This is a genomic window from Lutibacter sp., assembly GCF_033723435.1.
Lineage (GTDB): Bacteria > Bacteroidota > Bacteroidia > Flavobacteriales > Flavobacteriaceae > Lutibacter.
In genome coordinates this window covers 35485-51417 of record NZ_JAWVXC010000007.1, presented here as the reverse complement: position 1 = coordinate 51417, position 15933 = coordinate 35485, and the positions used below count along the sequence as shown (strand labels likewise).

At 29.0% G+C, this 15933-nt stretch carries 17 protein-coding genes; 3 read left to right on the top strand and 14 right to left on the bottom strand.

From position 1 onward, the window contains the following. Positions 1-43 precede the first annotated feature (43 nt). The 3 genes from rnc to R3342_RS10975 are packed head-to-tail and all read right to left on the bottom strand — an operon-like array spanning position 44 to position 2292. Positions 44-787, bottom strand: coding sequence for a ribonuclease III (gene rnc / locus R3342_RS10985; RefSeq protein WP_318940179.1), 744 nt, complete (start codon positions 785-787; stop codon positions 44-46). Between the two features lie 10 nt (positions 788-797). Next, positions 798-2048 (bottom strand): beta-ketoacyl-ACP synthase II, encoded by a 1251-nt coding sequence (gene fabF / locus R3342_RS10980; protein ID WP_318940177.1) that lies wholly within the window; start codon positions 2046-2048, stop codon positions 798-800. 7 nt (positions 2049-2055) lie between these two features. After that, the gene (locus R3342_RS10975) at positions 2056-2292 is read right to left on the bottom strand and encodes an acyl carrier protein (protein ID WP_068209181.1); all 237 of its coding nucleotides are present in this window, start codon (positions 2290-2292) and stop codon (positions 2056-2058) included. Between the two features lie 159 nt (positions 2293-2451). On the opposite strand from R3342_RS10975, the gene purN reads away from it, so the two are divergent. Then, positions 2452-3021 carry a phosphoribosylglycinamide formyltransferase gene (gene purN / locus R3342_RS10970; RefSeq protein ID WP_318940169.1) on the top strand — a complete coding sequence of 190 codons (570 nt, stop codon included), beginning with the start codon at positions 2452-2454 and terminating at the stop codon, positions 3019-3021. Next, positions 3014-3499, top strand: a complete 486-nt coding sequence (gene rnhA, locus R3342_RS10965) for a ribonuclease HI (protein WP_318940167.1) — start codon at positions 3014-3016, stop codon at positions 3497-3499. The genes purN and rnhA overlap by 8 nt, the downstream gene beginning before the upstream one ends. Here the strand turns inward: rnhA and R3342_RS10960 are convergent. The 10 genes from R3342_RS10960 to R3342_RS10915 form a co-directional block, all read right to left on the bottom strand. Further along, a complete protein-coding gene (locus tag R3342_RS10960; protein WP_318940165.1) occupies positions 3491-3898 on the bottom strand; it encodes a hypothetical protein in 408 nt (135 codons plus the stop codon). The two genes, rnhA and R3342_RS10960, sit on opposite strands and share 9 nt — an antisense overlap. A gap of 70 nt (positions 3899-3968) precedes the next feature. Continuing rightward, positions 3969-5009, bottom strand: coding sequence for a zinc metalloprotease (locus tag R3342_RS10955; RefSeq protein WP_318940164.1), 1041 nt, complete (start codon positions 5007-5009; stop codon positions 3969-3971). Between the two features lie 172 nt (positions 5010-5181). Further along, a complete protein-coding gene (locus R3342_RS10950; RefSeq protein WP_318940163.1) occupies positions 5182-6396 on the bottom strand; it encodes a cysteine desulfurase in 1215 nt (404 codons plus the stop codon). A 66-nt stretch (positions 6397-6462) separates the two neighbouring features. After that, a complete protein-coding gene (locus R3342_RS10945; protein WP_318940162.1) occupies positions 6463-7584 on the bottom strand; it encodes an ABC transporter permease in 1122 nt (373 codons plus the stop codon). Further along, a complete protein-coding gene (locus R3342_RS10940; protein ID WP_318940161.1) occupies positions 7584-8690 on the bottom strand; it encodes an ABC transporter permease in 1107 nt (368 codons plus the stop codon). Before R3342_RS10940 ends, R3342_RS10945 begins: the two co-directional genes overlap by 1 nt. Continuing rightward, a complete protein-coding gene (locus R3342_RS10935; RefSeq protein ID WP_318940159.1) occupies positions 8687-9415 on the bottom strand; it encodes an ABC transporter ATP-binding protein in 729 nt (242 codons plus the stop codon). The genes R3342_RS10940 and R3342_RS10935 overlap by 4 nt, the downstream gene beginning before the upstream one ends. 1 nt (position 9416) lies before the next feature. Then, a complete protein-coding gene (locus tag R3342_RS10930; RefSeq protein WP_318940158.1) occupies positions 9417-10319 on the bottom strand; it encodes an ABC transporter ATP-binding protein in 903 nt (300 codons plus the stop codon). Positions 10320-10322: 3 nt separating this feature from the next. Next, positions 10323-11222, bottom strand: coding sequence for an HlyD family secretion protein (locus tag R3342_RS10925; protein ID WP_318940156.1), 900 nt, complete (start codon positions 11220-11222; stop codon positions 10323-10325). A 10-nt stretch (positions 11223-11232) separates the two neighbouring features. After that, entirely contained in the window at positions 11233-12489 is a 1257-nt protein-coding gene (locus R3342_RS10920; protein WP_318940154.1) for a TolC family protein, read from the bottom strand. A gap of 4 nt (positions 12490-12493) precedes the next feature. Further along, a complete protein-coding gene (locus R3342_RS10915) occupies positions 12494-13105 on the bottom strand; it encodes a TetR/AcrR family transcriptional regulator (RefSeq protein ID WP_318940152.1) in 612 nt (203 codons plus the stop codon). A 116-nt stretch (positions 13106-13221) separates the two neighbouring features. Between R3342_RS10915 and R3342_RS10910 the strand changes: the two genes are divergently transcribed. Continuing rightward, positions 13222-14565, top strand: coding sequence for a serine hydrolase (locus tag R3342_RS10910; RefSeq protein WP_318940151.1), 1344 nt, complete (start codon positions 13222-13224; stop codon positions 14563-14565). Positions 14566-14608: 43 nt separating this feature from the next. Here the strand turns inward: R3342_RS10910 and sufD are convergent, their stop codons facing one another. Beyond that, the gene (sufD, locus tag R3342_RS10905; RefSeq protein ID WP_318940149.1) at positions 14609-15931 is read right to left on the bottom strand and encodes a Fe-S cluster assembly protein SufD; all 1323 of its coding nucleotides are present in this window, start codon (positions 15929-15931) and stop codon (positions 14609-14611) included. Positions 15932-15933 lie beyond the last annotated feature (2 nt).

The window sequence follows — 15933 nt, the reverse complement described above, 5'->3', positions numbered from 1 at the left end:
GTATTACAAACTAATAATATTACGAAATCGTATTCGAAAAAAATTATTGAGTATTTGATATTTCTTTTTGATATGCGAAATAAGCTCTTTTTGATGCTATTTCTTCGGCCTTTTTCTTAGACGTTGCTCTTCCTTTTGCTACTACAACATCATCAAAACTTAATTTCACACTAAAATGTTTTACAGAATCATTTCCAGAATCTTCGTAAATATCAAAATTAAAATCAATTTTTTGTTTTTGACACCATTCAATAACTAAGCTTTTGTAGCTTGTAATTTTTCCTTCAAGTTGATCTATATCTACATAAGGTTCAATTACTTTTTCATAAATAAAACTTTCACAAAATCTGTAGCCTTTATCAACATATATAGCTCCAACTAATGCTTCAAAAACATTTCCATGTATATTAATTCCAAATTTTGATTTTGAAATGGTACTTTTTACAAAATGCAAAAGGTTTAAATCTTGTCCCAATTCATTTAAATGATCTCTACTAACAATTTTAGAGCGCATTTGGGTTAAATAACCTTCATCACCAGACGGAACAACTTTAAATAAATAAGAGGCAATAATAGCGCTTAACATAGCGTCACCCAAAAATTCTAAACGTTCATAATTTAGAGGTAAACCTGTAGATTTTTCAATTTGTTTATTGGAACGATGAATAAATGCTTTTTTATAATAATATAAATCATTGGGTTTAAACCCTAATAATTTCCGTAATTCATGTAAAAAAGCCTCGTCCTTTAAATTGCGAGATTTGATAATTTTTCGAATGAAATTCATTCAGTGTTTTTTAATCTAATTTTTTAAAGAGCACACAAGCGTTATGCCCTCCAAAACCAAAGGTGTTGCTCATTGCAACTTTAACATCTCTTTTTTGAGGAGTGTTAAACGTAAAATTTAATTTACTGTCAATTTGATCATCATCGGTAAAATGATTAATAGTTGGAGGCACAATCCCATTCTCAATCGCAAGAATTGAAGCAATAGATTCAATAGCGCCTGCAGCTCCTAATAAATGACCTGTCATTGACTTTGTAGAGTTAATATTTAAAGCGTAAGCATGTTCACCAAAAACGTCTAAAATAGCTTTGGATTCAGCGATGTCACCAAGTGGAGTAGAAGTACCATGCATATTAATAGCATCTACATCTTCAGGTTTTAATCCGGCATCATCTAAACAATCTAGCATTACTTTTTTAGCTCCAGCTCCTTCTGGGTGTGGCGCAGTAATATGATAAGCATCTGCAGATAAGCCTCCGCCAATAAATTCGGCATAAATTTTAGCTCCTCTTGCTTTTGCATGTTCATATTCTTCTAAAATAATGGTTCCAGATCCTTCTCCTAAAACAAATCCATCTCTATCTTTATCAAATGGTCGCGATGCAGTTTTAGGGTCGTCATTTCTAGTAGATAAAGCTTGTAAGGAATTAAATCCACCCATACCTGCAATGGTTATTGCAGCTTCTGATCCTCCGGAAACCATAACATCTACTTTACCTAACCTAATGTAGTTATAAGCATCTATTAATGCGTTTGCTGAAGAAGCACAAGCTGAAACAGTGGTGAAATTTGGTCCTTTAAAACCATATTTTATAGAAATTTGCCCTGGAGCTATATCGGCAATCATTTTTGGAATAAAGAAAGGATTAAATCGAGGAGTTCCATCGCCTTCGGTAAAGTTTATAACTTCATTTTGAAAGGTTTCTAAACCTCCAATTCCGGCACCCCAAACAACACCAACTCTATCTTTATTAATTTTCTCTAAATCTAATTTTGAATTTGCAATAGCTTCATCGGTTGTTACCATAGCGTATTGCGTAAATTTATCCATCTTTCTTACATCTTTTCGATGCATAAATTCAGTAATATCAAAATTTTTAAGTTCACAAGCAAAACGAGTTTTGAACTTGGATGCATCGAAATAAGTTATTGGAGCTGCCCCGCTAACTCCGTTAAGGAGGCTATTCCAATATTCATTCACTGTATTACCAATTGGTGTTAATGCACCAAGTCCAGTTACTACAACTCGTTTTAATTTCATATGAAAGTTACTTTTTTGCTTCTTCTATATAACTAATTGCTTGACCAACGGTGCCAATATTTTCAGCTTGATCATCAGGTATTTGAATATCAAATTCTTTTTCAAATTCCATGATTAATTCAACGGTATCAAGTGAGTCTGCTCCTAAGTCGTTTGTGAAGCTTGCTTCTGTTGTTACTTCATTTTCGTCAACGCCTAATTTATCTACGATAATGGCTTTAACTCTTGATGCAATGTCTGACATAATTTTTTAATTTTAAATTTAATTACTTGGCAAAAATATAAAACTTTATTGAAATGAAAATCTTTTACTTAATAAAAGATAATTTTTACTATATTAAAAATAACTAAAGTTGAAAATATTTTACTTTATTTGTGCACTAATATAGGTAAATTAGCACTTATGATACGTATAGCTATTTTGGCATCTGGTTCAGGCACCAATGCAGAAAATATTATAAAATATTTTAAAAACCATGTAAATATTAAAGTTTCTATGGTTTTAACAAATAATGCTAAAGCTAAAGTGATAGATAGAGCAAAAAAATTAGACATTACTTCTATTGTTTTTTCAAGAGAAGATTTTTATGATACTAATTTTGTTTTAAACGTATTAAAGAAAAACGCCGATTTTATTGTTTTAGCTGGATTTTTGTGGAAAGTTCCTGAGTTTATTCTTAATGAGTTTTCAAATAAAATAATTAATATTCATCCAGCTTTATTACCAAAATATGGCGGAAAAGGCATGTATGGTATGCATGTGCATAAAGCAGTTGTTGAAAATAAAGAGAAAGAATCAGGGATTACGATACATTATGTAAATAAGAATTATGATGAAGGAAACATTATATTTCAAGAAAAATTTGAAGTGTTAGAAAGTGATTCAGCAGAAAGTGTTGCTCAAAAAATTCATATTTTAGAACAAGATAATTTCCCAAAAGTTATTGAAAAAGTTATTTTAAAAAATGGATAGTTTACCAAAAGTACATATTTATACAGATGGTGCTTGCAGTGGAAATCCTGGTCCAGGAGGTTACGGAATTGTAATGGAATGGGTTGGAAAAGCATATAAAAAAGAGTTTTCCGAAGGTTATAAAAAAACTACAAATAATAGAATGGAGTTATTGGCTGTAATTGAAGCTCTGGAGAAAATTAAAGCTAATGAGGTAGAAATTACTGTTTTTTCAGATTCTAAATATGTAGTTGATGCAGTTGAAAAAAAGTGGTTGATTGGTTGGGAAAAAAAAGGATTTAAAGATGTAAAAAATCCAGATTTATGGAAGCGATTTTTAAAAATTTATAACTCTACTAACACAAAGTTTGAGTGGGTGAAAGGACACAATAATCATCCTCAAAATGAACGATGTGATATTTTAGCAGTAAATGCTTCTAAAAAAAAGAATTTATTAGAAGATAAAGGCTATGTTAAACCACAAAACTTATTATTCTAATTGATCTAAATAATCTAATACTTCTTGTATTTTTTTAGGTAATTTTCTGTGAATTAGTTGGTAATTATATGTTTTTTGTTTTGTTGTAATGGTAAAATTTGCAGCAATCGCTTTGTCAACAGCTAAACCTTCTGTATCTGTATTGTTTTTAATTTTTGAAAAATCAATAGTGGCTATAATATCTTTTAGGTTGCTTATCTGATTTTTATTCAATTTAATTTTTAAGGTTTTAGTAGAATTGATTTTGATTAACGTATCATTTTCCAACTGAATTTCATATAAAAAACCCCTAGTTTGTGCTTTATAATGAATGGAAATAGAACCACTTTGGGCGGTTTGACTTTTACATGATTGCATAGAAATTAGCATTAACAGAAATAGAAAATAAAACTTTTTCATAAAAAAATGTTTAGTTAAAAGTATAAAAAAAGGAGCGAATTGCTCCTTTTTTTATGTAAAATATATAAGTTTAAGGAAGTACAAAACTTTCTCTTGCTCCTCCAGAAGCAAAAAGAGCTCTCATTCTGTCATTTTGACCATTAGAGAACATATACATGCAATTGTCATCAACATAATCCATATAGTTCATAGTCATATCATTTGATTTACAGTGAACAGTTGGATAAGCAGGACAACCATAGTTAGCTCTGTCAGAACTTGGAGTATCAGCAACAAAATCGTCTTGACGACATCTTCCATCTCCCCAAATATGACGTAAATTTAACCAGTGACCTATTTCATGAGTTGCAGTTCTACCATGACCATATTGACCACCAGCAGGATTTTCTCCTAAGAAATCAGATCCTATAACTACACCGTCTGTACTAGCATTTCCTCCAGGAAATTGAGCATATCCTAAAATACCACCACCAATTTCACAAACCCAAAGGTTTAAATTATGAGCAGGGTCAGTTGCATCCCAACCTCCTTGAGCAGAATCTTTCATTGCGTCACTGGTTCCCCAAGTTGTTTTTACAGAAGCTTTTCTGTTTACAGCAGCTAAAGTAAAAGTAATATTTGCATTTGCTACTAAGCTTGCAAATTCAGAAGGAACACCGCTTGTGTTTGGATTGTTATTGTTATAATCTGCATTTAGAATAGCAATTTGAGAATCGATATTTGCTTGAGTAACTGGGTGAGCAGGATCTTCTAAGATATTTACTACAACAGGAATTGTTATTGTTCCAGTATATGGAGTAGGAGTTGTTCCTCCGCCACCAGTAGTTGGTTTTCCTTTAAAGGCAATAAATGTTCTTGTATGTTTTTCAATGTTGAACATGCGTTTTTCTAAACCTGGATTTTCTTTTAACTCTCGGTTAAGAACTTTCATACTAACACATCTTTCAACGTCAGTTTTTGTGGTTTTGGCAGAAGCTTGATCAGTGTACACATAAAAGTCGCTCATGTCTACAGAAATAGCTTCTTGGTTTGGAGTAATTTTGTCAGAATTAGGCTGACATGCAACTACAGCTAAAGCTAATGTTGCAAAAGAAAAAATTAGTTTTCTCATCTTTAAGTTTGATTTTTTGATTAATAAATAGGGTTTTATCTTTAATAAAAGATGGCCGAATATATTAAAAAAAAGTTAAAAAACTAATAAAATGAAAAATAAATTATTAATAAATTGATTTATTTTCAATAAAAATAATGTTTTAAACAGAATAATATAGTTTGTTAAATAGTTAGCTTAACATAGCTTTTGCTTTGGATAAAGCATTATATAATGCATCAACTTCTTCAAAAGTATTGTAAAATGAAAAAGATGCTCTAACGGTTCCAGGAATTTTATAAAAATCCATAATTGGTTGTGCACAATGATGTCCTGTTCTAACTTCTATTCCTAATTTATCAATTATAGTTCCAATATCATACGGATGGATGTTATCAATATTAAATGAAATAACAGAAGTTTTGTTTTTTGAAGTTCCATAAATTTTTAATCCTTCAATTTGTAACAACTTTTTTGTTGCATAAGTAAGCAATTCATTTTCATAAGCTGCAATATTATCAAATCCTAATTCATTTAAATAATCAATCGCTACTCCAAAAGCAATTACTCCAGCAATGTTTGGTGTTCCTGCTTCAAATTTATAAGGTAAATCGGCATAAGAGGTATGTTCAAAAGTAACTTCTTTTATCATTTCTCCACCTCCTTGATACGGAGGTAATTTATTTAATAAAGCTTCTTTTCCATATAAAATACCAACTCCAGTAGGACCACAAAGTTTATGAGCAGATGCCACATAAAAATCGACATCTAAAGCTTGTACATCTGGTTTAATATGTGGACTAGATTGCGCTCCATCAATTAATACGTAAGCATTAAAAGTATGGGCTTTATCTATAATTTCTTTTATTGGATTGATAGTTCCTAATGCATTTGAAACATGATTTACAAATACTAATTTTGTTTTGCTAGTAAGTAGTTTGTCATATTCTTCCATTATTAATTCGCCATTTTCGCTAATTGGAATTACTTTTAAAGTAGCTCCAGTTCGTTGACATAACATTTGCCAAGGCACAATATTTGAATGATGTTCCATTGCAGAAATAATAATTTCATCATCTTTTTGTAAAAATTGTGTAAAACTGGTAGCAACCAAATTAATACTATCTGTTGTGCCTGAAGTAATTATAATTTCGTAATTATGTTTAGCGTTAAAATGTTTTTGTATTTTGTTTCGAGCTTGTTCAAAAGCATCGGTAGCTAATTGACTTAATGTATGTACTCCGCGATGAATATTGGCATTGTATTTGGAATAATAATCTACTAAACTATCAATTACTATTTGCGGTTTTTGAGTAGTTGCTGCATTATCTAAATAAACTAATGGATTGCCGTTTACTTTTTGATTTAAAATAGGGAAATCGGCTCTTACTTTTTTGATATCTATCATGTTATTTTTTTAGAATCATTCTAAATACAAAATTACAAAAATGAGATTGTTTTATTGCCGTATATTTTAAGCTATTTTTTTATAACTCCAAACGGCCAATCCGTTCATAACAATTGCATAAGTTAATATTATTGAAAATTGAGGAAGAATATCTTTAAATGAAGCTCCTTTAAGCATAACCATACGCATTACTTCTACATAATATTTAATAGGATTAAAATCTGTTAAATGTTGCGCCCATTGTGGCATACTTTCAATAGGGGTAAAAAGCCCACTCATTAAAATAAAAATCACAATAAAAAACCACGAAATAAACATAGCTTGTTGTTGTGTGTCGGTAAAATTTGAAATAAAGAATCCCATTCCTAATACTACTAATAAATAAATTGCTGTGAAAAAATAGATGAGAGCTAAATTACCTATCATTGGTACATTAAAAATTACTTTAGCTAGAATTAGTCCTATAGTTAATAACCCAAAACCAATAATCCAAAAAGGAAAAAGTTTTCCAATAATAAACTGATGTTTTTTTATAGGAGTTACGTTCATTTGCTCTATGGTTCCAATTTCTTTTTCGCGAACAATATTCATTCCAGATAAAAACAAGGTTATCATAGTAACTAACAAAACTAAAATTCCAGGAACCATATAGGTTTTATAATTTAAGGTTTCGTTATACCAAAAACTAGGAATGCTATCTATTGTTTTTACATTGTATTTTTTATCAGAAGGTTGCATTAAATTGGCTATTGCATTCTTATTAAAACTTCTTACAATTTGATTAATGTAAACGTTTTCTACGCCTGCAGCAGCACCATCAATTGCATTTATAATTACTGAAAGATCTGTTTTTTTATCTTTTGATAAATCTCGTTCAAAATAGTGTGGAATTTCTAGAATTACATCAACGTTTCCCTTTAGCATTTCTGAACTTGCAATTTTTTCAGAAGGAAAATCAGTTACAACGTTAAAATAGGAAGATGCTTTAAATTTATCAATTAATGCTCTTGAAAAAGAAGTATTATCATGATCAATATAGGAGAATTTTATATTTTTAATTTCGAATGTTGCAGCGTTTGAAAGAATAACTAACTGCAATAAAGGCATAATAAATATAATAGGAAGCATTCCTTTATTCCTAAAAATTTGTTTGAATTCTTTTTGAATTATATATCTTATGGTTTTCATTATTCTAAGCGGATTTTATATTTTTTGACGCTAATGGCTATAAATATCATTGTCATTAACAGTAAAAAAGAAGTTTCTTTCCAAATAAATGATATTCCAACACCTTTTAACATAATTCCTTTTAAAATAATAATAAACCATTTTGCAGGAATTATGTTGCTAATAATTTGTAGAGGTAAAGGCATGCTGGAAATCGGGAAAATGAATCCAGATAATAATATGGTTGGCAACATTAATCCCATTAACGAAATCATCATAGCTGTTTGTTGAGTTGATGACAAAGTGGAAATTAAAATACCTAAAGATAAAGAGGTGATGATAAATAAAACACTTTCAAAAGCTAATAAAAATAAACTTCCTTGAACAGGCATTTTAAACACAAAAATGCTAAGTAAAACAATTACAATTGCATTTATTATAGATAGAAAAATATAAGGTACAACTTTGCCAATAATAACTTGAAATGGTTTTAAAGGAGAAACAAGTAGAATTTCCATAGTGCCTAATTCTTTTTCTCGAGTAATTGAAATTGAGGTCATCATTGCTGAAACCAACATTAAAATAATAGTCATAACACCAGGAACAAACATAAAAACACTTTTTAATTCAGGATTAAAAACCATATGTGATTTTGGAATTATTTGATATGGAATTTTTATGTTTTTGTTTATTTCTTGCTGGTATTTTTGTAAAATGGAATTGGTATAATTACTAATAGTATTAGCGGTATTAGGATCAGTAGCATCTGTAATTATTTGTAAAGTAGCATTGTTTTCTTTTACTAGTTTTTTGCTAAAATCTTTTTCAAAAATTAATACAGCTTTTACTTTTCCTTTTTTAAAAACGGGTTCTATTTCAGATTCGTTATTAATTAATTGCTCAACACTAAAATATTTTGATGAAGAAATTTTATTAATAATTTCTATGGTTGTTGCATCTTTTGATTTATCAAGAATTGCAATATCAACATTGTTTATTTCATTGGTAATGGCAAAACCAAACAGCATAATTTGAGCAATTGGCATTCCAAAAAGGATAAACAGCGAGCGTTTATCTCTAAAAATATGATAAAATTCTTTTTTAATAAAACCTATAAATCTTTTCATCCTCTTGCTAATTTTAAGAACACATCATTCATGTTTTCAGCATTAAACTGTTTTTTTAAGTTTTTTGGAGTATCTAATGCTTCAATTTTTCCATCAACCATAATTGAAACTCGGTCGCAATATTCAGCTTCATCCATATAATGTGTAGTTACAAAAACAGTTGTGCCATTATTTGCGGTTTTATAAATCATTTCCCAAAATTGACGTCTGGTTATTGGGTCAACACCTCCAGTAGGTTCATCTAAAAAAATAATTTTAGGCTCGTGTAATAATGCAACAGAAAAGGCTATTTTTTGTTTCCAGCCTAACGGCAATGAGCTTACCAGTTCATTTGCAATATCTTGCAGCCCTAATTCTTCAACTAATAATCGTCTTTTTACTTCAATTTGTTTACGCGATAAACCATAAATTCCTCCAAAAAATGTAATATTTTCTTTTACGGTTAAATCGTCATATAAAGCAAATTTTTGACTCATATAGCCAATGCTTTTTTTAATATTTTCAGGATTTTTAAAAACATTGTAACCAGCAACATGTGCATTTCCAGAGGTTGGTGTTGAAATGCCAATTAACATTTTCATTGCGGTAGTTTTTCCCGCTCCATTAGCACCTAAAAATCCAAATATTTCTCCTTTTTTTACATTAAATGAAATGGCATTAACTGCAGTAAAATCGTTAAATTTTTTAGTGAGATTTTCAACTTGTATTATGCTTTCTTGTTTCATTTTATTTTGCTAATTCCATAAAAGTATCTTCAATGGAAGGTGTTGTTTCTATAATTTCAATATCTGAAAATTGGTTTTCAACTAAATAGTTTTTTAAAATATCTATAGAAAATTTAGTTCTTTTATCGGTATAGTGCACATATTCTCCAAAAGGATAAACACTGTAATGATGCTCGTATTTTTTTAAGCTATTAATAAGTTTGTACATATTATTAGCTTTTACATTGTAAATGGCTTTTGGATAGTGTTTAGTGATTTCTTGAGGTGTGTCAATTTCTAAAATCTCCCCTTCTTGAATTAGTGCGATTCTATCACATAAAGCGGCTTCATCCATATATGGTGTAGACACTAAAATAGTAATTCCCTTTTTTTGCAACCGTTTTAAAATTTCCCAAAATTCTTTACGTGAAACTGGATCAACTCCTGTTGTTGGTTCGTCTAAAAACAATACTTTAGGTTTGTGAATTAGAGCGCAACATAAAGCTAGTTTTTGTTTCATGCCACCAGATAATTTACCGGCTCTTCGCGTTTTAAAAGGCTCAATTTGAATGTAAATATCTTTAATTAAATCGTAATTTTCTTTAATAGTAGTTCCAAAAATGGTTGCAAAAAACTCTAAGTTTTCTTCAACGGTTAAATCTTGGTATAATGAAAATCTACCAGGCATATATCCTACATGATTTCTTATGTCTTTATAATTATCAATTACATCAAAACCAGCCACATTTGCAGTTCCTTTATCTGAAAACAGAAGTGTTGTTAAAATTCTAAAAATTGTAGTTTTTCCAGCTCCATCAGGTCCAATTAAGCCAAATAATTCGCCTTCTTTTACTTCAAAAGATATGTTGTTAATAGCTTTTACTTCTTTAAAAGATTTGCTAATATGCTGTACATTAATACTCATTTGTTATTCAGAATCATTGTTAACCCACATTTCAGCTGGCATTCCTATTTTAAGACTTCCGTCGTTTTTAACATCAATTTTAACTGCATAAACCAAATTAACTCGTTCTTCTTTTGTTTGAATAATTTTAGGAGTAAATTCTGCTTCTGAAGCTATCCAAGAAATGGTTCCAGGATAATTTTTCATTCCATTATTTGTATCGATTTTAACGGTAACTTTTTGTCCAATTTTTATATTTGGAAGTTGTGTTTCACCTATATAAACACGTAATTGCATAGTGTTTAAGTTTGCAATTTTATACAATGGTTTCCCAAACGATGTAATTTCGCTTGGTTCAGCATATTTTACTAAAACTGTTCCGTTTATTGGGTTTTTTATAATACTTTTTTGTATTTGATCGTCTAATTGATTTAGTTGTGCATTAATATTTTTTAGCTCACTAAGAACGGAAACGTTTTGAATTTCAATACTTTTTATTTGCTGATTTAACACAGCAACTTTACCATTAATATCATCTAATTGTTTTTGTGTTCCAGCATTAGATTTTACTAAATTTTCAATTCTATTTTGTGAAATTTTAGCGGTTGCTAACTGTTCTCTCAAAACTCCAATTTGAGATAAAACTCCTTTTGATTTAGATTTTATTATTTGTTTTGATGCAAGTAGTTGTTCTTTTTTTAATGAAATTTGAAGCGTGTCAACTAATCCAACTATTTCTCCTTGTTTTAATCGTTGTCCTTCTTCTACATTAAAATATAATAATTTTCCATTGCTTTCCGATGAAATGGTTGTTTCTGTAGATTCAAAATTACCGTAACCATCAGCTTTGCCATTATTATTAGAGCATCCTATTAATATGCTTGATAAAAAAACGATGCTAACTATTGTTTTTGCTATTTTCATAAGTTTTTGTTTAATTTCCTAAAGTTGTATTATAAGTTGCTTTTGCTAATAATAATTGAATATTATGCGTGTTTAAATTATTTTTTGCTTCGTATAAATTTGTGAACTCTGTTAAGTAAGCGGATGAAGTAATTACTCCGTTTTTTAGTTGAGATTCAGCAGTTTTTAATACATTTTCACGTAATTCAATAATTTGTTTATCCGATTTTATAAATGTTTTTAATTTAGATATTTGTGTTACTTGTTTTTGTAATTCTATATTAGTATTAAGGTTAAATATCTCGTGCTGATTATTAATAATATCTTTATTTATTTCTAAGGATTGTTTTTGTTTTTTTACAGCATTCCAATCAAAAATATTCCAGTTTAATTTTACACCAACCATGTAAAAAGTTTGAAAAGAATTGTCTAACATATTTAAACCCGGATTACCATAACCTCCAGTAGCAAATCCAACTAATTTTGGTGCATTTTTTTTAGATAAAACTTCTTCAGAAGCATTAATCTGATTTTTTTGTAATTCAAATAATTTTGTTTCTGGGCGATTAATTTTTAATGTAATATCCGTAGTAACTTTAGGGTTTTTAAGAATTGTAGTTTCCGTTATTTTTTTTCCAATAATAGAAGAAAGTGTTTCAAATAAATTGTTTTTAGTGTTTTGAACATCAGTTAATTGTTGATCAATTTTTAACAATTCGGCTTCTAAAACTTGATTGGATGCTGGTAAAATTTCACCGTATTTTATACCTGCATTTACTTCTTTTAATTTAGATTGCAATTGACTTTCTTTGCTTTTTAATAATAAAGTTTTTTCCTGCAATAATAAGATTGAAAAATACAATTGATTTACAGTGTATTTAAGCTGGTATAAATTTACAGATACTTGTTGTTGTTTAGTTTCAAATTCACTTTTTTTAAGTGATGTTGAAGCTTTTATTAAACCATCATTATAAATTAATTGATTTACAGAAATGGTAGCTTTATATTGATCTTTATTTGGCGGTTCAACAGAAGTATTTGGAATTGCAACTGGTAAAAAAGTTACATCGGATTGATAAGTAGATTGTGCTAAAAAATCTAGCTTTGGTAATTTATTTTTAGCAACAATAGCATTTTCAAGTTGAGCTTGCCGAGTTAACAAATCAGTTTGTTTAGCTAATGGATAATTTTTTGCTACTAAATTGTAGCAGCCTTTTAAACTTAATGCATCTTGGGCATTTACTTGTAAAGCAAAAAATATTAAAATTAAAATAGGTATTTTTTTCATTACGTTATTTTTTTATGGAATTAATTATAAAAGCCGAAACTTCTGTTTTTCTTTCTTCAATTAATTGTTGATATTTTGAATTGGAAGTGTTTAAAATTCTGTTTAATAAAGGTTTAGCAACAAATGGAAATATGTTTAATGCTATTATATTAATAAAAAGTTGTTCTGCTGTTATAGGTTTTAAGTTTCCATCTTCAACTTCTTGTTCTACTTGTTGTTTAAATTTTTTAATAGAAGGGAATTTAATTTCTGAAAGCAAATTTTCTACAAACGCTTCATCTCCATTCATTTCTTGTAAAATAAAACTCGGTAAATATGGATGTGATGCTAAAAAAGTTATATGATTGTTTGAAAATTTTTTAATCTTATCAAAAACAGTATCATCCGAATTTAAAATATCATTAAGTTGAGGTGCTAACGATTTAAAAGCTCCAATAAATACAGCGCTAAACAGTAATTCTTTACTTCTAAAATAATAGTGCAACATGGATTTGTTTATCCCAGCTTCATCTGCAATTTCTTGCATGCGTGCTGCTGCCATACCTTTTCTTTGAAAAATACTTTTTGCAGCCTCTAAAATTTTTATTTCAGTGTTTGTGTCTTTTGTTTTTTTCATAATACAAACCAAATAGTTTAATTAAATAGTTTAACCAAATGGTTGACAAAAGTAAAAACTTTTTTTGAACTAAAAAAATAAACTTTACATTTGTTTAAATTAAAAAGATAAAATACATGAAAAAAACAATTAAAATAGTAGTTTTTTTATTGCTTGTTAGTATAGCTTATATTGGATTTACTTACTACCCAAAACTAGATATTATTACAGGTTATGCTTCAAAAAATGAAGCTTCGGTAATCTTTTTAGCGCATAGAACACAAAACTCTGCCGAAGTACAAGATAATAACTTTTCACCAATAAATTTAGCAAAGGAAACTGTAAATCAAAATGAAAAATCGGTTTCGGCAACCGTATTTGGAATAAAAAAAAGAACGGCAGTTTATAGAGAAGGTTTAGGAACTGTGTTAATGATTGATGGTGTTAAAGATAGTTTAAAATACGATATTCCTCATCGAGATTTTAAACGAATAAATTTGCCATATCCTTATGGAGATTTACCACAAAAAGACACTGTTTTTACTAATGTAAATTACAATGAATTACAAAATGCAGTAGAAAATGCTTTTGATAAAGGGGAAAATTATCAAAAAAAGACAAGAGCTGTTTTGGTAGTTTATAACGATCATATTATTGCAGAAAAATATGCAGAAGGATTTGATAAAAACACTAAGATTTTAGGATGGTCAATGACTAAAAGTATTACCAGTGCAGTTTTAGGTGTTCTTGAAAAGCAAGGTAAAGTGTCTGTAAATCAAAGTAATTTATTTCCTGAATGGAAAAATGATGAACGTTCTAAAATTACACTAAATGATTTATTACACATGAATAGTGGTTTAGAATGGGATGAGGATTATAATAATATTTCAGACGTTACCAGAATGTTGTTTTTAGATAAAGATATGTCTAAAACACAATTAAATAAGCCACTAGTAGGTAAACCAAATAACAGTTGGAACTATTCTTCGGGAACTACTAATTTGTTATCAGGTTTTATCAGAAATCAATTTAAAACACATCAACAATATTTAGATTTTTGGTACTCAGCTTTAATTGATAAAATAGGAATGCATACTATGATGATTGAGACCGATTTAAGTGGTAATTATGTTGGTTCATCTTATGGTTGGGCAACTCCTAGAGATTGGGCGAAATTTGGTTTATTGTATTTACATAATGGTAATTGGAATGGAGAACAGATTTTAAATAAGTCGTGGGTAACTTATTCGGCAACACCAACTAATGGGTCTGATGGAAAATATGGAGCTCATTTTTGGCTTAATGCTGGCGGTGTATATCCAGACGTTCCAAGAGATTTATTTTCATGTAATGGATACCAAGGTCAGCATGTATTTATAATTCCTTCAAAAAATGTAGTTATTGTTAGAATGGGTTTAACTGAAGAACCAGATTTTGATTTTAATGCTTTTTTGAAAGGTGTTTTAGCATCTATTAAATAAGTTGAAACAAGATATAAAAAAAGCCGCTATTAGCGGCTTTTTTTTATAAGTCAAATCCTAATTCAACATTTAATTTTTCAGCTATAAATTTTGCAATTTTGGTTTTTAATTGCGGGATTTTAATTTTTTCAACTACATCATTTCCAAAAGCATATAATAATAAAGCTTTAGCTTCTTTTTTTGGAATCCCTCTAGATTGCATATAAAATAAAGCACTTTCATCTAATTGACCAATTGTACAACCATGAGAACATTTTACATCATCAGCAAATATTTCTAATTGAGGTTTTGCATTTATAGTAGCGCCATCATCAATTAAAATATTATTATTTTGTTGAAAAGCGTTAGTTTTTTGTGCTTCTTTGTTTACAATAACTTTCCCATTAAAAACTCCAGAAGATCTATCAGAATAAATTCCTTTGTAAAGTTCATGGCTTTCGCAATTTGGAAATTTATGATTTACCAGAGTTGTGTTATCTACATGTTGGTTGCTGTTTAATATAGATATGCCATTTAAATTTGAAGTAATTCCTTCTCCTTCATGGTAAAATTCTAAATTATTTCTAGTTAATTTCCCACCAAACGAATAAGTGTTAACAGAAGCAACACTTTGCATTTTTTGAGATACATAAGTGCTATCAATTAAAGAAGAATTTTTGGTATCGTTTTGAATTTTATAATAATCTACAACTGCTCTTTTATTAACAAATATTTCGGTTACAGCATTAGTAAGTGTAGTTTCATCGGATAAATTTTGATGTCGTTCTATTATTTGAACGTGAGAATTTTCACCAACAATTACTAAATTTCGTGGTTGAAGTAGCACTTCTTTTTCACTTCCTGTAGAAAAATAAATGATTTGAATAGGTTTTGGAACTATAGTGTTTTTTGGTACGTTAATAAAAGCTCCTTCAATAGTAAATGCAGTATTTAATTGTGAAACGCTTTCATTTTTATTAGCAATTTTATTAAAATAGTTATCTACAACCATTTTGTATTTAGGTCTATTTAACGCCGATGATAATACACAAACATCACAATCGTCATGTGTTGTGGTAGATAAAAAGGAACTAAATACACCGTCAATAAAAACTAAAGTGTAAGTTTCAACATCATTTAATAAGTATTTTTTGATGTTTTTAAACCCAACATCATTTTTGGTTCTTGGAAATAAACAATAATCATGTTTTAGTAATGGTTTAAGGTTAGTATATTTCCAATCTTCAATTGTTTTAGAAGGAAAACCATGTGCCTCAAAAGATTTAATTGCTTCTAATCTAATGGCATGGGTATTAGAATCGAGGTCTAAATTTCCTTCATTTTCAAAAGCTAAAAATGAAGATGTTAATTTTTCTTTTAAATCCATAA

Excerpts from the sequence above, each read along its gene's own strand:
- rnc (WP_318940179.1), bottom strand. The coding sequence starts at position 787 with ATGAATTTCATTCGAAAAATTATCAAATCTCGCAATTTAAAGGACGAG.
- purN (WP_318940169.1), top strand. The coding sequence starts at position 2,452 with ATGATACGTATAGCTATTTTGGCATCTGGTTCAGGCACCAATGCAGAA.
- R3342_RS10920 (WP_318940154.1), bottom strand. The coding sequence starts at position 12,489 with ATGAAAAAAATACCTATTTTAATTTTAATATTTTTTGCTTTACAAGTA.
- sufD (WP_318940149.1), bottom strand. The coding sequence starts at position 15,931 with ATGGATTTAAAAGAAAAATTAACATCTTCATTTTTAGCTTTTGAAAAT.
- R3342_RS10925 (WP_318940156.1), bottom strand. The coding sequence starts at position 11,222 with ATGAAAATAGCAAAAACAATAGTTAGCATCGTTTTTTTATCAAGCATA.
- R3342_RS10960 (WP_318940165.1), bottom strand. The coding sequence starts at position 3,898 with ATGAAAAAGTTTTATTTTCTATTTCTGTTAATGCTAATTTCTATGCAA.
- rnhA (WP_318940167.1), top strand. The coding sequence starts at position 3,014 with ATGGATAGTTTACCAAAAGTACATATTTATACAGATGGTGCTTGCAGT.
- R3342_RS10935 (WP_318940159.1), bottom strand. The coding sequence starts at position 9,415 with ATGAAACAAGAAAGCATAATACAAGTTGAAAATCTCACTAAAAAATTT.
- fabF (WP_318940177.1), bottom strand. The coding sequence starts at position 2,048 with ATGAAATTAAAACGAGTTGTAGTAACTGGACTTGGTGCATTAACACCA.
- R3342_RS10950 (WP_318940163.1), bottom strand. The coding sequence starts at position 6,396 with ATGATAGATATCAAAAAAGTAAGAGCCGATTTCCCTATTTTAAATCAA.
- R3342_RS10930 (WP_318940158.1), bottom strand. The coding sequence starts at position 10,319 with ATGAGTATTAATGTACAGCATATTAGCAAATCTTTTAAAGAAGTAAAA.
- R3342_RS10975 (WP_068209181.1), bottom strand. The coding sequence starts at position 2,292 with ATGTCAGACATTGCATCAAGAGTTAAAGCCATTATCGTAGATAAATTA.
- R3342_RS10955 (WP_318940164.1), bottom strand. The coding sequence starts at position 5,009 with ATGAGAAAACTAATTTTTTCTTTTGCAACATTAGCTTTAGCTGTAGTT.
- R3342_RS10910 (WP_318940151.1), top strand. The coding sequence starts at position 13,222 with ATGAAAAAAACAATTAAAATAGTAGTTTTTTTATTGCTTGTTAGTATA.
- R3342_RS10945 (WP_318940162.1), bottom strand. The coding sequence starts at position 7,584 with ATGAAAACCATAAGATATATAATTCAAAAAGAATTCAAACAAATTTTT.
- R3342_RS10915 (WP_318940152.1), bottom strand. The coding sequence starts at position 13,105 with ATGAAAAAAACAAAAGACACAAACACTGAAATAAAAATTTTAGAGGCT.
- R3342_RS10940 (WP_318940161.1), bottom strand. The coding sequence starts at position 8,690 with ATGAAAAGATTTATAGGTTTTATTAAAAAAGAATTTTATCATATTTTT.